Source organism: Streptomyces sp. NPDC059454, from assembly GCF_042749965.1.
Classification (GTDB): Bacteria; Actinomycetota; Actinomycetes; order Streptomycetales; family Streptomycetaceae; genus Streptomyces.
Map to the genome: position 1 here is coordinate 23,187 of NZ_JBHYVC010000070.1, position 16,523 is coordinate 39,709.

Annotated in this window: 15 protein-coding genes; 10 read left to right on the forward strand and 5 right to left on the reverse strand. The window is 69.8% G+C overall.

Features of this window, described 5'->3' with window-relative positions; all coding sequences use genetic code 11:
• Positions 1-57: 57 nt before the first annotated feature.
• Positions 58-1,242, reverse strand: coding sequence for a quinolinate synthase NadA (nadA, locus tag ACFXAE_RS31400; protein WP_384721427.1), 1,185 nt, complete (start codon positions 1,240-1,242; stop codon positions 58-60).
• Positions 1,243-1,528: 286 nt separating this feature from the next.
• Here nadA and erpA point away from each other — a divergent pair, with 286 nt between their 5' ends.
• Positions 1,529-1,885 carry an iron-sulfur cluster insertion protein ErpA gene (erpA, locus tag ACFXAE_RS31405; protein ID WP_030859125.1) on the forward strand — a complete coding sequence of 119 codons (357 nt, stop codon included), beginning with the start codon at positions 1,529-1,531 and terminating at the stop codon, positions 1,883-1,885.
• Between the two features lie 87 nt (positions 1,886-1,972).
• Here erpA and ACFXAE_RS31410 read toward each other — a convergent pair whose 3' ends face one another.
• Positions 1,973-3,808, reverse strand: coding sequence for a hypothetical protein (locus ACFXAE_RS31410; RefSeq protein ID WP_384721431.1), 1,836 nt, complete (start codon positions 3,806-3,808; stop codon positions 1,973-1,975).
• Between the two features lie 162 nt (positions 3,809-3,970).
• Complete coding sequence (locus ACFXAE_RS31415) at positions 3,971-4,180, reverse strand: hypothetical protein (RefSeq protein ID WP_384721434.1); 210 nt, start codon at positions 4,178-4,180, stop codon at positions 3,971-3,973.
• Positions 4,181-4,309: 129 nt separating this feature from the next.
• On the opposite strand from ACFXAE_RS31415, the gene ACFXAE_RS31420 reads away from it, so the two are divergent.
• Positions 4,310-5,284 carry a carbohydrate kinase family protein gene (locus tag ACFXAE_RS31420; protein WP_384721437.1) on the forward strand — a complete coding sequence of 325 codons (975 nt, stop codon included), beginning with the start codon at positions 4,310-4,312 and terminating at the stop codon, positions 5,282-5,284.
• 85 nt (positions 5,285-5,369) lie between these two features.
• On the opposite strand, the gene ACFXAE_RS31425 is transcribed toward ACFXAE_RS31420, so the two are convergent.
• Complete coding sequence (locus ACFXAE_RS31425) at positions 5,370-6,758, reverse strand: cysteine desulfurase/sulfurtransferase TusA family protein (RefSeq protein WP_384721440.1); 1,389 nt, start codon at positions 6,756-6,758, stop codon at positions 5,370-5,372.
• A 273-nt stretch (positions 6,759-7,031) separates the two neighbouring features.
• On the opposite strand from ACFXAE_RS31425, the gene coxB reads away from it, so the two are divergent.
• From coxB to ACFXAE_RS31445, 4 genes are all read left to right on the forward strand, one after another.
• Positions 7,032-7,991 (forward strand): cytochrome c oxidase subunit II, encoded by a 960-nt coding sequence (coxB, locus tag ACFXAE_RS31430; protein WP_384721443.1) that lies wholly within the window; start codon positions 7,032-7,034, stop codon positions 7,989-7,991.
• Positions 7,988-9,724, forward strand: coding sequence for a cytochrome c oxidase subunit I (gene ctaD / locus ACFXAE_RS31435; RefSeq protein WP_384721446.1), 1,737 nt, complete (start codon positions 7,988-7,990; stop codon positions 9,722-9,724). The genes coxB and ctaD overlap by 4 nt, the downstream gene beginning before the upstream one ends.
• On the forward strand, positions 9,721-10,119 hold the full coding sequence (locus ACFXAE_RS31440) for a cytochrome c oxidase subunit 4 (RefSeq protein ID WP_384721449.1): 399 nt from the start codon (positions 9,721-9,723) through the stop codon (positions 10,117-10,119). The genes ctaD and ACFXAE_RS31440 overlap by 4 nt, the downstream gene beginning before the upstream one ends.
• 116 nt (positions 10,120-10,235) lie before the next feature.
• Positions 10,236-11,504, forward strand: coding sequence for an Ig-like domain-containing protein (locus tag ACFXAE_RS31445; protein ID WP_384721452.1), 1,269 nt, complete (start codon positions 10,236-10,238; stop codon positions 11,502-11,504).
• 93 nt (positions 11,505-11,597) lie between these two features.
• On the opposite strand, the gene ACFXAE_RS31450 is transcribed toward ACFXAE_RS31445, so the two are convergent.
• Positions 11,598-11,999, reverse strand: coding sequence for a hypothetical protein (locus ACFXAE_RS31450; protein WP_384721455.1), 402 nt, complete (start codon positions 11,997-11,999; stop codon positions 11,598-11,600).
• A 227-nt stretch (positions 12,000-12,226) separates the two neighbouring features.
• Here ACFXAE_RS31450 and ACFXAE_RS31455 point away from each other — a divergent pair, with 227 nt between their 5' ends.
• The 4 genes from ACFXAE_RS31455 to ACFXAE_RS31470 all read left to right on the forward strand — a co-directional run bounded on the left by ACFXAE_RS31455 (position 12,227) and on the right by ACFXAE_RS31470 (position 16,420).
• Positions 12,227-12,838 carry a heme-copper oxidase subunit III gene (locus ACFXAE_RS31455; RefSeq protein WP_073936633.1) on the forward strand — a complete coding sequence of 204 codons (612 nt, stop codon included), beginning with the start codon at positions 12,227-12,229 and terminating at the stop codon, positions 12,836-12,838.
• 80 nt (positions 12,839-12,918) lie between these two features.
• Positions 12,919-13,731: a c-type cytochrome gene (locus ACFXAE_RS31460; protein WP_384721458.1), complete on the forward strand. Its 813-nt coding sequence runs from the start codon at positions 12,919-12,921 to the stop codon at positions 13,729-13,731.
• Positions 13,728-14,786, forward strand: coding sequence for a Rieske 2Fe-2S domain-containing protein (locus ACFXAE_RS31465; RefSeq protein ID WP_384721461.1), 1,059 nt, complete (start codon positions 13,728-13,730; stop codon positions 14,784-14,786). The genes ACFXAE_RS31460 and ACFXAE_RS31465 overlap by 4 nt, the downstream gene beginning before the upstream one ends.
• Positions 14,783-16,420, forward strand: a complete 1,638-nt coding sequence (locus ACFXAE_RS31470) for a cytochrome bc complex cytochrome b subunit (protein ID WP_384721464.1) — start codon at positions 14,783-14,785, stop codon at positions 16,418-16,420. Before ACFXAE_RS31465 ends, ACFXAE_RS31470 begins: the two co-directional genes overlap by 4 nt.
• The last annotated feature ends 103 nt before the right edge of the window (positions 16,421-16,523 follow it).

A 16,523-nucleotide genomic window follows, 5' to 3' on the forward strand; every position in this document is an offset into this window, starting at 1 on the left:
CCCGACACCGAAGGTGGCCGGGCGGGGCCTGATCCGTGCGAGGTCCCGCACGGGCGGCTACGGCAGCGCCAGCATCCGCTCCAGCGCCAGCTTCGCGAACGACTCCGTCTCCTTGTCCACCTCGATGCGGTTGACCAGGTTGCCCTCGGCGAGCGACTCGAGCGTCCACACCAGGTGCGGGAGGTCGATGCGGTTCATCGTGGAGCAGAAGCAGACCGTCTTGTCGAGGAACACGACCTGCTTGCCCTCGGGGGCGAATCGGTTCGCCAGGCGGCGGACCAGGTTCAGCTCGGTCCCGATGGCCCACTTGGAGCCGGCCGGGGCCGCCTCCAGCGTCTTGATGATGTACTCGGTCGACCCGACGTGGTCCGCGGCGGCCACGACCTCGTGCGTGCACTCGGGGTGCACCAGGACGTTCACGCCCGGGATGCGCTCGCGCACGTCGTTCACCGAGTCCAGGCTGAAGCGGCCGTGCACCGAGCAGTGGCCGCGCCACAGGATCATCTTCGCGGCGCGCAGCTGCTCCGCCGTCAGCCCGCCGTTCGGCTTGTGCGGGTTGTAGACGACGCAGTCCTCCAGGGACATCCCCATGTCCCGCACCGCCGTGTTGCGGCCCAGGTGCTGGTCGGGCAGGAACAGCACCTTCTCGCCCTGCTCGAAGGCCCAGTCCAGGGCCCGCCTGGCGTTGGAGGAGGTGCAGATCGTGCCGCCGTGCTTGCCGGTGAAGGCCTTGATGTCGGCGGAGGAGTTCATGTACGAGACGGGCACGACCTGCTCGGCTATGCCGGCCTCCGTCAGCACGTCCCAGCACTCGGCGACCTGCTCGGCGGTGGCCATGTCGGCCATGGAGCAGCCGGCCGCGAGGTCGGGCAGGACCACCTTCTGGTCGTCGCCGGTGAGGATGTCCGCGGACTCGGCCATGAAGTGCACACCGCAGAACACGATGTACTCGGCCTGCGGGCGCGCGGCGGCGTCGCGGGCCAGCTTGAAGGAGTCGCCCGTGACGTCGGCGAACTGGATGACCTCGTCGCGCTGGTAGTGGTGGCCGAGCACGAAGACCTTGTCCCCGAGCTTCTCCTTGGCCGCGCGGGCGCGCTCCACCAGATCCGGGTCGGACGGGGAGGGGAGGTCTCCGGGACACTCCACGCCGCGCTCGCTCCTCGGGTCGGCCTCACGGCCGAGGAGCAGCAGGGCGAGGGGCGTCGGCTGTACGTCGAGCTCCTGGGTCTGGGCGGTGGTCACGACACGCACCCTTTCTGTTCTGGCGACTTCTCGTCGAAATGACGCTATCTATCATATCCGGTTCACGTCACTTTGACGATGGGTCATAGCGTCCGTGTGACGTGAATCCCTGAGGGCGCCGATTCATTCCCGGAAGGTCCCACAAGGGCCGGTTTCCGCTCCGCACGGCGTGTGCGAGCATGAGGAGGGAGGCGAGGAACAGACGCGCCCGGCCCGGAATGAATCCGCGGCCCGGCCGGTTGCAACCGTCGGCAAGCAGTCTCCGTACAACCCGGGAGAGATGTAGATGTCCGTATCGGACGAGACCACCACCGTCACCGACGGCATCGTCCTGACCGACGCCGCCGCGTCCAAGGTCAAGGCCCTGCTCGACCAGGAAGGCCGTGACGACCTCGCCCTGCGCGTCGCCGTCCAGCCCGGCGGCTGCTCCGGCCTGCGCTACCAGCTCTTCTTCGACGAGCGTTCGCTCGACGGCGACGTGCTGAAGGACTTCGACGGTGTGAAGGTCGTCACCGACCGCATGAGCGCTCCGTACCTGGGCGGCGCCACCATCGACTTCGTCGACACCATCGAGAAGCAGGGCTTCACGATCGACAACCCCAACGCCACGGGCTCCTGCGCCTGCGGCGACTCCTTCAGCTGAGCCGGGGTTCCCTCCCCAGGCAGCACACGACGAAGGCGGCGGCCCCCTCCGACAGGGCCGCCGCCTTCGGGCTGTTCCCGTCCGCCGCTACCGGGTCGGAGGCGCCGGCAGCCGGGCACCGTCCTTGTGCAGCGGGACCGGCTCGCCGTCCGTGCCCACGACCTCGCGGTCGCCGAGCGGCGCGTCCAGCCGCACCGTCTGCTGGTACTGCTTGGCGATCAGGATGCACACCTTGCCCGGCCAGGGCGTCTCGGTCACCCGCACCGTCACCCGGCCGCCGTTCTCGCTCGCCGTCGCCTCGTAGTCGGCGCACACGCCGCCGGTGAAGGTCACGGTCAGCTCGTCGCCCTCGGCGGTGTAGCCCTCGACGTCGACATCGCGGGCGGACGGTGCCGCGGTCGGCTCGTCACCGGGCTTCGTGGGCCGCGGGCTCGCCTCCCCGGACCCCGTCCGCGGAGCGAGGAACTCCGGGTCGACCGCCGGATACGTCACCGTGAAGGTGTCCTTCGCGCCCTGGGGCCGTACCTCGAACAGCCAGGACGGTACGAGCGCCGGCCGCCCGTCCACGGAGTGCGAGGCCAGCCCGAACACCGCGTCGCCGACCGTGACGGTCCCGCCGGCCGGCTTCGTCTCCGGAGCGCACGGCTCCTGCTGCCCGTCCTCCAGCGGTACGGGACCGGCGCAGCCGCCGATCTCCGCACGCTGCCCGGAGCCCGGCGCCGCGTTCATCAGCTTCAGCGCGTCGTCGGCGCCCACCACGGGGTAGGTGTCCCCCTTCACGGGCTCCGTCAGCCGGCCGTTGCCGCCGACCACCTCGCCCTTGGCGCCGACGGTCACCGCGGTCGTCCAGCCGTGGGTCGGCAGCCCGCCGACCTCGGGGTCGGCGTTCACCATCCGGTAGATGCCGACGGACTGGCTCGCGTCGTACTTGGCGTCGTCCTGGCCCAGCGCCTTGAAAACGGGCGCGGCGGCCTTCTTCGCGGCGTCCTCGCTCACCGGAGGGACATTGGCGGGGGGCACCCTGCACACGTTCCCCTTGCAGTTGTCGGTGCCCCCGGCGTACCGGCTGAACGTCCAGGCACCCGGCGCATCCCGGTCCACCCGCAGCGTGGGACCGGAACCGTCCTTGCCGCCGATCCGCCAGGACCCGCCCTCCGCGACCGGCTCGCCCTCCAGCCCCAGGGCCTTCGCCAGCGTGACCACCCGGTCCTCGGTGACCTGCCCCCGGACGCGGTACACCGGCGCCGAACCGGGACCGTCCGGGAGCGCGCCGTCGGCGCGGTAGACGGCGCCGTAGGGGTTGGGCTCGCCGGGCGCGATCCCGTTCGTGGCGCCCTCGGAGTGACCGTCCAGGGCGAGCGGCGGGGGAGAGGCGTCACCGTTCGTCCCCGGAGTCGTACCGCCCCCGGAACCACCGGAGGCACTGGCGGCGAGATAGGCCCCGCCGCCCCCGACCAGCAGCACGGCGGCGGCGACGGAGGCGATCAGCACGGGTGGACGCCGCCGCCCCGCCGCCGGCCCGTCGGCGTGTCCCTCCCGGGAGGGGGGCGGGCCGGCGGCACGGTGCTCCCCGACGACGGTCTCGCCCGCGCCGGACCCCGGCTCCTCCTCCGGGGCCTCCCCGGCCTCGTGGCCGGTCCCGGTCTCCCCGGCACGGGGACCGGCGGGAGCGGCGTCCGCCTTCCCGGCGTCCGCCCCGGGCTTCGAGGCCCCGGTTCCGGAGGTGCCGGCGACGGCCTTCCCCGGACCGGCACCGGGTGCGCCGGCGACCGGCCGTGCCGTACCCGGCTCGGGGGCGGCGGGCTCCCGCTGCTCCGGGGCGCCCGTCTCCCCGTCGTGGCCCGAAGCGCCCTCGGTCTCCCGCGTGCCGCCGGAGGCAGGGCGCGCCTCGGCGTCGTCGTTGTCGGGTCGCTCGGTGTTCACCGCATCGCTCCTTCGGCTGCACGACTGTCCCGGGAAGACCCTTCCCGGTGGCACCGGGACCGCTCGTGGGTCGTATCCCGCATCCCCTTTACGGGGGACGGCGATGGGACGCAGCGGGGGAGCGCGCGGTTCCCCGGGAGCGCCGGACCGGCCGGCGCCGGCTCAGTCGCCGTACTCCGACATCGCGTCCAGCAGCCGAGCCGACCCGGGCGGCACGGTCACGCCGTGGATCGAGGACGGGAGGACCGGCCGGACGGCCACCCGGTCGGGGACCGCCCAGTGGGGGGCCATCCGGGCGCAGTCACCGCGCAGCGACGCCAGGCCGCCTTCGAGGTCTGCCGGGGCGGGAGCGTGGACCCTGAGGTTCGTCATGTCGGCACCGTACGCACGTCAAAGGTCACGAAGAAAGATCTACTATCGGGTAGTTTTGCCTGCTTCTGCGGGTCCTTCCCGACCGGTAGCGTGAAGTGTCAACCCGCCTCCCTCAGGAGAGTCCACGCCGTGCGCATCGCAGTCACCGGTTCCATCGCCACCGACCACCTCATGACCTTCCCCGGGCGCTTCGCCGACCAGTTCGTCGCGGACCAGCTGCACACGGTCTCGCTGTCCTTCCTGGTCGACAACCTCGACGTGCGCAGGGGCGGCGTGGGCGCGAACATCGCCTTCGGGATGGGTCAGCTCGGCACCCGCCCGATCCTCGTCGGAGCCGCCGGCTTCGACTTCGACGAGTACCGGGCCTGGCTGGACCGGCACGGCGTCGACACCGAGTCCGTCCGCATCTCCGACACCCTGCACACCGCCCGCTTCGTGTGCACCACGGACGCCGACCACAACCAGATCGGCTCCTTCTACACGGGCGCGATGAGCGAGGCCCGCCTCATCGAGCTGAAGACCGTCGCCGACCGGGTGGGCGGCCTCGACCTGGTCTCCATCGGCGCCGACGACCCGGAGGGCATGCTCCGGCACACCGAGGAGTGCCGCTCCCGGGGCATCCCGTTCGCCGCCGACTTCTCCCAGCAGATCGCCCGGATGAACGGCGAGGAGATCCGGATACTGCTGGACGGGGCGACCTACCTCTTCTCCAACGAGTACGAGAAGGGGCTCATCGAGACGAAGACCGGCTGGAGCGACGCGGAGATCCTCGGCCGGGTCGGCCACCGTGTCACCACCCTCGGCGCGCGCGGTGTCCGCATCGAGCGGGCCGGCGGGGAGACGATCGAGGTCGGGTGCCCCGACGAGGAGCGCAAGGCCGATCCGACGGGCGTCGGCGACGCCTTCCGCGCGGGGTTCCTGTCGGGGCTGGCGTGGGGGGTTCCGCTGGAGCGGGCGGCGCAGGTGGGCTGCATGCTGGCGACGCTGGTCATCGAGACCGTGGGCACGCAGGAGTACCAGCTGCGCCGGGGGCACTTCATGGAACGCTTCACCAAGGCGTACGGGGACGAGGCCGCGGAGGAGGTCCGGGCGCACCTGAGCTGAGGCCGCCGGGTCCGGGTGGGCGGGACCGGTCGCGCCCACCCGGCGGAGCCGCGCATGCCACGGCCCCGCGCCCCCCGGGGGCGGGTCAGCCGACCCGGCGGACCACGTAGGCCGAACCTCGTTCCGCCGGCTCCTCGCCCACGTACTCCTGGCCGCGCATCTCGCACCACGCCGGGATGTCCAGGCGGGCCGCCTCGTCGTCGGCCAGGACGCGGACCGTGCCGCCCAGGGGGACGTCCCCGATGACCCTGGCCAGTTCGATGACCGGGATCGGGCACCGCCGGCCCAGGGCGTCCACCACCAGGGCCTCGTCCCTCTCCTCCGTGGGGACGGGGCCGGCGGACACCGGCGCGCCGAGCTTCTCCCGCACCCCCGCCACCACCTCCGGCAGGACGGACAGGAAGCGCTCGACGTCCTCCTCCCGCGTCCCCGGCGGCAGCGAGAGGCGGATGTTGCCCTCGCTGAGCACGCCCATCGCCCGCAGTACATGGCTCGGCGTCAGCGTGCTGCTCGTGCAGGACGACCCGGACGAGACGGAGAAGCCGGCCCGGTCCAGCTCGTGCAGCAGTGTCTCCCCGTCGACATAGAGACAGGAGAAGGTGACGATCCCGGGCAGCCGCCGCTCCGGGTCCCCGACCACCTCCACGTCCGGCACCAGCCGCGGCACCCGCGCCCGGATCCGCTCCGTCAGTTCCCGCAGCCGTACCGCCTCCTCGGCCGCCTCCGCCCGCACCGCCCGCAGCGAAGCCGCCGCCGCCACGATCGCCGGCAGGTTCTCGAACCCGGCCGCCCGCCCCGACTCCCGTTCGTCCCGCGGCCCCTGGGACGCGAACCGCACCCCCTTCCGTACGACGAGCAGCCCGGCCCCCGGCGGACCGCCCCACTTGTGGGCGCTCGCGGCGAGCAGCGACCAGTCGCCCTCCACCGGCCCCCACCCCAGCGACTGGGCCGCGTCCACCAGCAGCGGCACCCCCGCCGCCCGGCACACCTCGGCGACCTCGGCCACCGGCTGCACGGTCCCCACCTCGTGGTTGGCCGACTGCAGACACGCCAGCGCGGTGTCCGGCCGCAGGGCGTCCGCGTACGCCCGCACGCCCACCGCACCCGCGCGGTCCACCGCGACCTCGGTGACCGACCCTCCGCCGGTCCGGTGAACTTCCGCCGCATGGAGCACGGAAGAGTGCTCGACCGCTGACACGATCAGGTGACGTCCGACGCGCCGCCGCCCGGCCAGCGCCCCCGCGATCCCGGAGTGCACCGCCCGGGTACCCGACGAGGTGAACACCAGCTCGTCCGCCCGGCACCCCACCGCCTCCGCGGCCGCCTCCCGCGCCGCGTCCAGCAACAACCGGGCGCGCCTTCCCTCCCGGTACAACCGCGCCGGATCCGCCCACCCCTCGTCGAGGGAGGCCATCAGGGCCTGCCGGGCCACGGGATGAAGGGGAGCGCCGGAAGCGGCATCGAAGTAGGACACACCCCCACGCTAAGCGCCCTGACGGGGTGCGGGGAACGGCGCGGCCGACCCCGGCGGGCGGCGGCCGCGAGGCGACCCGTACCCCTGCCGATGAGGCGCTCGGTGTAACCCGCGGCGCGTACGGCACCCCTCCCCGCGACCCCCCGGAGGGCGTCGGCTAGGGTTTGGTCCGCATAAACATCCAAACCCCTGCCCGACGCAGGGCGGCGACCGACCAGCGAGAAGGCAGGCCGCAGCCAATCCGCGCGGGCGAGACTCTCGGGAAGGCGCTACGTGAGTCCCAACGGCTCCGACCGCTCGCCGCGGCGCCCGATGCGGCGGAAGCTGCTGCAGGCAATGACCGCGGGCCTGGTCCTGGCGACCGCCACCGGTTGCACATGGGAGGACTTCCCCCGCCTTGGTATGCCCACCCCCACCACGGAAGAGGCTCCGCGGATCCTCTCCCTGTGGCAGGGATCCTGGGCCGCCGCGCTCGTCGTCGGCGTGCTGGTGTGGGGCCTGATCCTGTGGAGTGCTTTCTTCCACCGGCGCAGCCGCACCAAGGTGGAGGTTCCTCCGCAGACCCGGTACAACATGCCCATCGAGGCGCTGTACACGGTGGTTCCGCTCATCATCGTCTCGGTGTTCTTCTATTTCACCGCGCGTGACGAATCCGAGCTGATGAGGCTCGAGAAGAGTCCCGACGTCACGGTCAACGTGGTCGGCTTCCAGTGGAGCTGGTGCTTCAACTACGTCGAGAACGTCGACGGTTCCACGGGCGACGCCAAGAAGTCCAAGGAACTCGAGGCGATCCCGGACCGCTACAAGGACGCCTTCCCGGCCGACGCCGGCGGTGTCTACGACTGCGGTACCCCCGGTACCCGGAACCCGCAGACCAACAACCCGGGCCCCACCCTGTGGCTGCCCGAGGGCAAGCGGGTCCGCTTCGTGCTGACCTCGCGTGATGTCATCCACTCCTTCTGGGTGGTGCCGTTCCTGATGAAGCAGGACGTCATCCCGGGCCACACCAACGCCTTCGAGGTGACCCCCAACCGTGAGGGCACCTTCCTCGGCAAGTGCGCCGAGCTCTGCGGCGTCGACCACTCCCGGATGCTGTTCAACGTGAAGGTCGTCTCCCCCGAGCGCTACGAGCAGCACCTGAAGGACCTCGCGAAGAAGGGGCAGACCGGTTACGTTCCCGCCGGCATCGCGCAGACGAGCCACGAGAAGAACCGGGAGACGAACAACCTGTGAGCATCCTCAACGAACCCCAGGGTGCCGCGGCAGCTGAGGCCTCGTACGAGAACGAGCTGCCGGTACGGCGCAAGAGTCCCGGCAATGTCGTGGTGAAGTGGCTGACGACCACGGACCACAAGACGATCGGCACGCTGTATCTGGTGACGTCGTTCGTGTTCTTCGTCATCGGTGGCGTGATGGCCCTGGTGATGCGCGCCGAGCTGGCCCGGCCGGGCCTGCAGATCGTGTCGAACGAACAGTTCAACCAGGCGTTCACGATGCACGGCACGATCATGCTGCTGATGTTCGCGACGCCGCTGTTCGCCGGTTTCGCCAACTGGATCATGCCGCTGCAGATCGGCGCGCCCGACGTCGCCTTCCCGCGGCTGAACATGTTCGCCTACTGGCTGTACCTGTTCGGCTCGCTGATCGCGGTCGCCGGCTTCCTCACCCCGGACGGCGCGGCCGACTTCGGCTGGTTCGCCTACTCCCCGCTGTCGGACGCGGTCCGCTCGCCGGGCATCGGCGCCGACATGTGGATCATGGGTCTGGCCTTCTCCGGCTTCGGCACCATCCTCGGCTCGGTCAACTTCATCACCACGATCATCTGCATGCGCGCGCCCGGCATGACGATGTTCCGCATGCCGATCTTCACCTGGAACGTGCTGCTGACCGGTGTGCTGGTCCTGCTCGCCTTCCCCGTCCTCGCGGCGGCGCTGTTCGCCCTGGAGGCGGACCGCAAGTTCGGCAGTCACATCTTCGACTCGGCCAACGGCGGGGCGCTGCTGTGGCAGCACCTGTTCTGGTTCTTCGGCCATCCCGAGGTGTACATCATCGCGCTGCCGTTCTTCGGCATCGTCTCCGAGGTCATCCCGGTCTTCTCCCGCAAGCCGATGTTCGGCTACATGGGCCTGATCGGCGCGACCATCGCGATCGCGGGTCTGTCGGTGACGGTGTGGGCGCACCACATGTACGTCACGGGCGGTGTGCTGCTGCCGTTCTTCTCGTTCATGACGTTCCTGATCGCGGTCCCGACCGGGGTGAAGTTCTTCAACTGGATCGGCACCATGTGGAAGGGGTCGTTGAGTTTCGAGACCCCGATGCTGTGGACGCTGGGCTTTTTGATCACCTTCACCTTCGGTGGTCTGACCGGCGTCATCCTGGCCTCGCCGCCGCTGGACTTCCACGTCTCCGACAGCTACTTCGTGGTGGCGCACTTCCACTACGTGGTCTTCGGCACCGTGGTGTTCGCGATGTTCGCCGGCTTCCACTTCTGGTGGCCGAAGTTCACCGGCAAGATGCTCGACGAGCGGCTCGGCAAGATCACCTTCTGGACGCTGTTCATCGGCTTCCACGGCACCTTCCTGGTCCAGCACTGGCTGGGTGTCGAGGGCATGCCGCGCCGGTACGCGGACTACCTGGCGGCCGACGGCTTCACCGCGCTGAACACGGTCTCGACGATCGCCTCGTTCCTGCTCGGCATGTCGATGCTGCCGTTCTTCTACAACGTCTGGAAGACGGCCAAGTACGGCAAGCCGGTCGAGGTCGACGACCCGTGGGGCTACGGCCGCTCCCTGGAGTGGGCGACCTCCTGCCCGCCCCCGCGGCACAACTTCACCACCCTGCCGAAGATCCGCAGCGAATCGCCCGCGTTCGACCTTCACCACCCGGAGATCGCCGCACTCGACGAGCTCGAGAACGCCGGTCACGGTGAGAAGGCCCTCTCCGGCAGCAAGGAGGCCGGCAAGTGAAGATCCAGGGCAAGATGTTCATCTGGCTGAGCCTCTTCTTCCTCGTCATGGCCGCGGTCTACGGCGTGTGGTCGAAGGAGCCGGTCGGCACCACCGCCCTCTTCCTGGCCTTCGGCCTGAGCATCATGATCGGCTTCTACCTGGGCTTCACGGCCCGGCGGGTCGACGTGGGCGCGCAGGACGACAAGGAGGCGGACGTCGCCGACGACGCCGGCGAGGTCGGGTTCTTCAGCCCGCACAGCTGGCAGCCGCTCTCCCTCGCCATCGGCGGCGCGCTGGCCTTCACGAGCGTCGCGATCGGCTGGTGGCTGATGTACTTCTCGGCTCCGCTGCTCCTGATCGGCCTCTGGGGCTGGGTCTTCGAGTACTACCGCGGTGAGAACCGCACCCAGTGACCACGGCGTCGAGGGGCCCGGACACTCCATCAGGAGGGTCCGGGCCCCTCGGCGTTGTCTCACCCGTTCGGGCCGTCCAGTGAGCCGAGGGCGGTGAGGGTTCCTAGCGTGAGGCCATGAGACGCACAGAGTCCCCTCGTGGCGCGGGCGCCGGGCGGAGCCGCGTCGCAGGCTGCACGCTGCTGGTGACCGCCCTCGTCGCGGGCTGCTCCTCCGACGGCGACCCGCTGTCCGCCGAGCCCTACGACGCGGCGGACCGGATCTCCTTCAGCGGATCCGTGGAGGCGGGCGGGAAGGCCGATCCGGACAAGCCCCTGGAGGTCGTCGCCGAGGACTCCGACGGGCGCATCACGGACGTCACCGTCGTGGACGCCTCGGGACGCCACGTGGCGGGCGAACTGGCCGCCGACGGCAGCCGCTGGCACAGCACCTCCCCGCTGGCCGCGGGCGCCCGGTACACGGTCCGGGTGAGCACCGAGGACGAGGACGGGGCGCCCGGCCGCAAGGTCCTCGCCTTCACCACCGGCAGGCCCCCCGCCACCCGGCGCCTGGCCGTCACCTTCGGCCCCGGGGCGGGCACGTACGGCGTCGGCCAGCCCCTCACCGCCGAGCTGGACGCACCCGTCGAGGACCGGGCCCAGCGAGCCGTCGTGGAGCGCGCCCTGCAGGTCGAGTCCACCCCCGCCGTGTCCGGCGCCTGGCACTGGGTGGACGACAAGAAGCTGCACTACCGCCCCCAGGACTACTGGCCCGCCCACGCCACCGTCAGCGTGCGCAGCACCCTGGAGGGCATCAGGATCAACGACCGGCTGCGGGGCGGCAGGTCCGAGCCCCTGACGATCCGCACCGGCGACCGGGTGATAGCCGTCACCGACGCCGCCGCGCACCGGCTGACGGTCTACAAGAACGACGAGGAGATCAGGCAGATCCCCGTCACCACCGGCAAGCCCGGCTTCGAGACCCGCAACGGCGTCAAGGTCGTACTCGCCAAGGAACGCCTCGTACGTATGCGCAGTACCACCGTCGGCATCGCCGAGGGTTCGGCGGAGTCGTACGACCTGGACGTCCACTTCGCCACCCGGGTGACCTGGAGCGGCGAGTACGTGCACGCCGCCCCCTGGTCCGTCGGCTCCCAGGGCTACGACAACGTCAGCCACGGCTGCGTCGGCATGAGCACCGACAACGCGGAGTGGTTCTTCGACACCGTCCGCGAGGGCGACATCGTCAAGGTCGAGCACTCGACCGGCGACACGATGGAACCCTTCGGCAACGGCTACGGCGACTGGAACCTCGACTGGACCAAGTGGCAGGCGGGCAGCGCCCTGACCGCCGGCACGGCCCAGAGCCCGGCCGAGCAGGCCCGCCTGAGGCCACAGACCGTGTGAGCGCCCTTGGGGCAGCACCCTCAGGGGCGCGGGGAACCGCGCGGACGACCCCCGCCGGCCCGCAGCCGCCGCACTGCGGGACGAACCGGGCTCCTAGGCACTCTGCAGATGCTTCCGCCGGAGCAGCGAAGCCAGCGCCGAGGCGAACTCCACCGGCTCCACCGGCAGGGTGACCGCACTCTCCGCCCGGCTCCACGTCGCCAGCCACGCGTCCTGCGGCCGCCCGATCAGCAGAAGCACCGGCGGACAGTCGAACACCTCGTCCTTGATCTGCCGGCACATCCCCATGCCTCCCATCGGCACGGCCTCGCCGTCCAGCACGCACACGTCGATGCCGCCCCGGTCGAGCTCCGCCAGCACGGCCGCCGGGGTCGCGCACTCCACGAACTCCACGACGGGCACGTCCGGCGCCGGCCGCCGCCCGGTGGCGAGCCGCACCTGCTCCCGGGTGTGGGCGTCGTCGCTGTAGACCAGCACCGTGGCGGTCGCCTGCATTGTTCCTCCACGCGTAAGAGAGAGGGCACGGCTCTGTCGGGAACTTCGGGTACCGATGGCGCGGATGCTACCCCCTCCGACCGCTTGTCAACACTGGTTCGGACGCGCCTTCGAGACAGCTCCGCCCCGGGCCGCGAATGGGCCATCCGGGCAGTCCAGGAGGGCCGAACACACCGAACGGCACCCCCGGGAGTGAGGGCGGGATAAGCGACCGACATAATGTCGGCGTGGCGACAGCAACGACAGTAGATACCGGGCACGCGCACCCGTCGGTCAACCGACCGAACCTCACCAGCGTCGGAACCATCATCTGGCTGAGTTCCGAGCTGATGTTCTTCGCGGCCCTCTTCGCGATGTACTTCACCCTGCGATCGGTGACCGGACCCGACTTCTGGTCGGAGAAGGCCGACGCCCTGAACTTCCCGTTCTCGGCGGCGAACACCACGATCCTGGTGCTTTCCTCCCTCACCTGCCAGCTCGGCGTGTTCGCCGCCGAGCGCGGTGACGTGAAGAAGCTCCGGATGTGGTTCATCGTCACCTTCATCATGGGCGCGATCTTCATCGGCGGTCAGGTCCTCGAGTACACCGAGCTGGTCAAGCACGAGGGCCTGTCCCTCTCCTCCGACGCATACGGCTCGGCGTTCTACCTGACCACCGGCTTCCACGGCCTGCACGTGACGGGCGGTCTCATCGCCTTCCTGCTGGTCCTGGGCCGGACCTACGCGGCCAAGAGGTTCACTCACGAGCAGGCGACCGCGGCCATCGTCGTGTCCTACTACTGGCACTTCGTCGATGTCGTCTGGATCGGCCTCTTCGCCACGATCTACATGATCAAGTAGCCGGGCCCGCATCCGCGCGCTCCTCGAGGGCGCACCCACCAGAAGCATCGACGCAGAAGATCCTGACACCGGGGTAATCCGTGAAAAAGCTCTCCGCACGACGACGCCATCCGCTGGCGGCGCTCGTCGTCCTACTCCTCGCGCTGGCATGCACCGGGGGGCTCTACGCCGTGTTCGCACCCGCGGACAAGGCGCAGGCCGACGAAACCGCCCAGTCCCTCACGATCGAGGAGGGCAAGAAGCTCTACGCGGTCGGCTGCGCCAGCTGCCACGGCACCGGTGGTCAGGGCACCTCTGACGGCCCGACCCTGGTGGGCGTGGGCGCCGCGGCCGTCGACTTCCAGGTGAGCACCGGCCGTATGCCGGCCGCCACCTCGCAGGCCGCACAGGTCCCGGACAAGCCGGCCGTCTACACGCAGGCCGAGATCGACCAGCTGGCGGCGTACATCGCCTCCCTGGGCGCCGGCCCGGCCGTCCCCACCGCCGAGCAGTACGGCCCCGAGGGTGCCGACATCGCCAAGGGCGGCGAACTGTTCCGCAACAACTGCGCGCAGTGCCACAACTTCACCGGCAAGGGCGGTGCGCTCACGCACGGCAAGTACGCCCCGAGCCTGGAGGGTGTCGCCCCCAAGCACATCTACGAGGCCATGCTCACCGGCCCGCAGAACATGCCCTCCTTCCCCGACAGCACGCTGACGGAGCAGAACAAGAAGGACGTCATCGCGTACCTGAACGCGGTCAACGGCGAAGAGACCGAGAGCCCCGGCGGCCTTGCGCTGGGCGGCCTCGGCCCGGTCAGTGAGGGCCTGTTCGGCTGGATCTTCGGTCTCGGCGGACTGATCGCCGTCGCCGTGTGGGTCGCCGCCCGGACCGCAAAGGCCAAGAAGTCATGAGTAGCCAAGACATTCCCGAAGAGAACCTGCCCGCAGCGCAGGACACCACCCACGGCGCGGTGAGGGTCGCGGACGAGAAGAACCCGTTCGCCGACCCGGGCCTGCCGCCCCACGAGCACCGGATCCAGGACATCGACGAGCGGGCCGCCAAGCGGTCCGAGCGCACGGTCGCCCTGCTGTTCACGCTGTCGATGCTGGCCACCATCGGCTTCATCGCCTCGTTCGTGACGATCCCGGTCGAGAAGATCGTCTACATCTTCCCGCTGGGGCACATCAGCGCGCTGAACTTCGCGCTCGGCGCGACGCTCGGCATCGCGCTGTTCGCCATCGGCGCGGGCGCGGTCCACTGGGCCCGCACCCTGATGTCCGACGAGGAGATGACCGACGAGCGGCACCCGATCGAGGCCTCGCCGGAGCTCAAGGCGAAGGTCATGGACGACTTCCGCCAGGGCGCCAAGGAGTCGGCGCTCGGCCGGCGCAAGCTGATCCGCAACACGATGTTCGGCGCCCTCGCCCTGTTCCCGCTCTCCGGCGTGGTGCTGCTGCGCGACCTCGGGCCGCTGCCCGGGACCAAGCTGCGCCACACCCTGTGGGGCAAGGGCAAGCTGCTCGTCAACATGAACACGAACGAGCCGCTGCGGCCGTCCGACCTCATCGTGGGCTCGCTGACCTTCGCCAAGCCCGAGGGCCTGGAGGAGCACGACCACGGCTTCCAGAACGAGATCGCCAAGGCCGCCCTGATGCTCGTCCGCATCCAGCCGGACGACATCAAGGACAAGCAGTCGCTCGAGTGGTCCCACGAGGGCATCCTCGCGTACTCGAAGATCTGCACCCACGTCGGTTGCCCGATCTCCCTGTACGAGCAGCAGACGCACCACGCGCTGTGCCCCTGCCACCAGTCCACCTTCGACCTTTCCGACGGTGCCAAGGTCATCTTCGGTCCCGCCGGTCACCCGCTGCCACAGCTGCGCATCGGCGTGAACGACGAGGGCTACCTCGAAGCGCTCGGCGACTTCGAAGAGCCCGTCGGTCCTGCCTTCTGGGAGCGCGGATGAGTACTACGACGACCCCCGAGTCCCGCTCGCGCGGGAAGGCACCGGCCGGCGAACGCGTCGCCGACTGGGCCGACGGCCGGCTGGGGATCTACTCCCTGGCCAAGGCCAACATGCGGAAGATCTTCCCGGACCACTGGTCCTTCATGCTGGGCGAGATCTGCCTCTACAGCTTCCTCATCATCATCCTCACGGGTGTGTACCTGACGCTGTTCTTCCACCCGTCGATGAACGAGGTGGAGTACCACGGCTCCTACGTCCCGCTGCAGGGCCAGCTGATGAGCGAGGCCTACAAGTCGACGCTGGACATCAGCTTCGACGTCCGTGGCGGTCTGCTGATCCGGCAGATCCACCACTGGGCCGCGGTCATCTTCCTGGCCGGCATGTTCGTGCACATGATGCGCGTCTTCTTCACCGGTGCGTTCCGCAAGCCGCGTGAGATCAACTGGCTGTTCGGCTTCCTGCTGTTCGTCCTCGGCATGTTCACCGGGTTCACCGGTTACTCGCTGCCGGACGACCTGCTCTCCGGAACCGGTGTCCGCTTCACCCAGGGCGCGATCCTGTCCGTGCCGATCGTCGGCACGTACATCTCGATGTTCCTGTTCGGCGGAGAGTTCCCGGGCACCGACTTCGTCGCGCGGTTCTACTCGATCCACATCCTGCTGCTGCCGGGCATCATGCTCGGCCTGGTGGTCGCCCACCTGATCCTGGTCTTCTACCACAAGCACACGCAGTTCGCGGGTGCCGGACGGACCAACAAGAACGTCGTGGGCATGCCGCTGCTGCCGGTCTACATGGCCAAGGCCGGAGGCTTCTTCTTCCTGGTCTTCGGTTTCACCGCGCTGCTCGCGGGCATCGCGTCGATCAACCCGATCTGGGGCATCGGCCCCTACCGCCCGGACATGGTCTCCACGGGAGCCCAGCCCGACTGGTACATGGGCTTCGCCGAGGGCCTGGTCCGCGCCATGCCCGGCTGGGAGATCAACTTCTGGGGCCACACCCTGGTCCTGGGCGTCTTCATCCCGCTGACGCTGTTCGGCCTCTTCCTCGCGGTCTTCGCGCTCTACCCGTTCATCGAGTCCTGGATCACCGGGGACAAGCGCGAGCACCACATCCTGGACCGGCCGCGCAACGCCCCGACCCGTACGGCCTTCGGTGTCGCCTGGGTCACGGCGTACATGATCATGCTGATCGGTGGTGGCAACGACATCTTCGCCACCCACTTCCACCTCTCGATCAACGCGGTCACCTGGTTCGTCCGCATCGGCTTCTTCGTGGGACCGGTCATCGCGTTCGTCGTCACCAAGCGGATCTGCCTCGGCCTCCAGCGCCGGGACAAGGACAAGGTGCTGCACGGCCGTGAGTCGGGCATCATCAAGCGCCTGCCGCACGGTGAGTTCATCGAGGTGCACGAGCCGCTCAGCCAGGAGCAGCTGTACACCCTCACGGCGCACGAGCAGTACAAGCCGGTCGAGATCGGCCCCGAGGTCGACGAGAACGGTGTCCGGCGCAAGGTGAAGGGCTCCGAGAAGCTGCGCGCCAAGCTCAGCAAGGGTTACTACGGCGAGGAGTCCCAGATTCCGAAGCCGACCGTCGAGGAGTACAAGGAGATCACGAGCGGCCACGGCCACCACTGATCACCCGCGGCACCTCACCCCAGTCGCCACACGACGGCGAAGGGCCCCCGTCCGTTCTGCGGGCGGGGGGCCGTCGCCCACCCCCGCCCAGGCTAGGGTGGGG

What these genes read in the sequence shown, in the direction of transcription:
- ACFXAE_RS31415 (WP_384721434.1), bottom strand. Translation starts at nt 4,180, where the DNA reads ATGACGAACCTCAGGGTCCACGCTCCCGCCCCGGCAGACCTCGAAGGC.
- ACFXAE_RS31470 (WP_384721464.1), top strand. Translation starts at nt 14,783, where the DNA reads ATGAGTACTACGACGACCCCCGAGTCCCGCTCGCGCGGGAAGGCACCG.
- erpA (WP_030859125.1), top strand. Translation starts at nt 1,529, where the DNA reads ATGTCCGTATCGGACGAGACCACCACCGTCACCGACGGCATCGTCCTG.
- ACFXAE_RS31450 (WP_384721455.1), bottom strand. Translation starts at nt 11,999, where the DNA reads ATGCAGGCGACCGCCACGGTGCTGGTCTACAGCGACGACGCCCACACC.
- ACFXAE_RS31445 (WP_384721452.1), top strand. Translation starts at nt 10,236, where the DNA reads ATGAGACGCACAGAGTCCCCTCGTGGCGCGGGCGCCGGGCGGAGCCGC.
- ACFXAE_RS31465 (WP_384721461.1), top strand. Translation starts at nt 13,728, where the DNA reads ATGAGTAGCCAAGACATTCCCGAAGAGAACCTGCCCGCAGCGCAGGAC.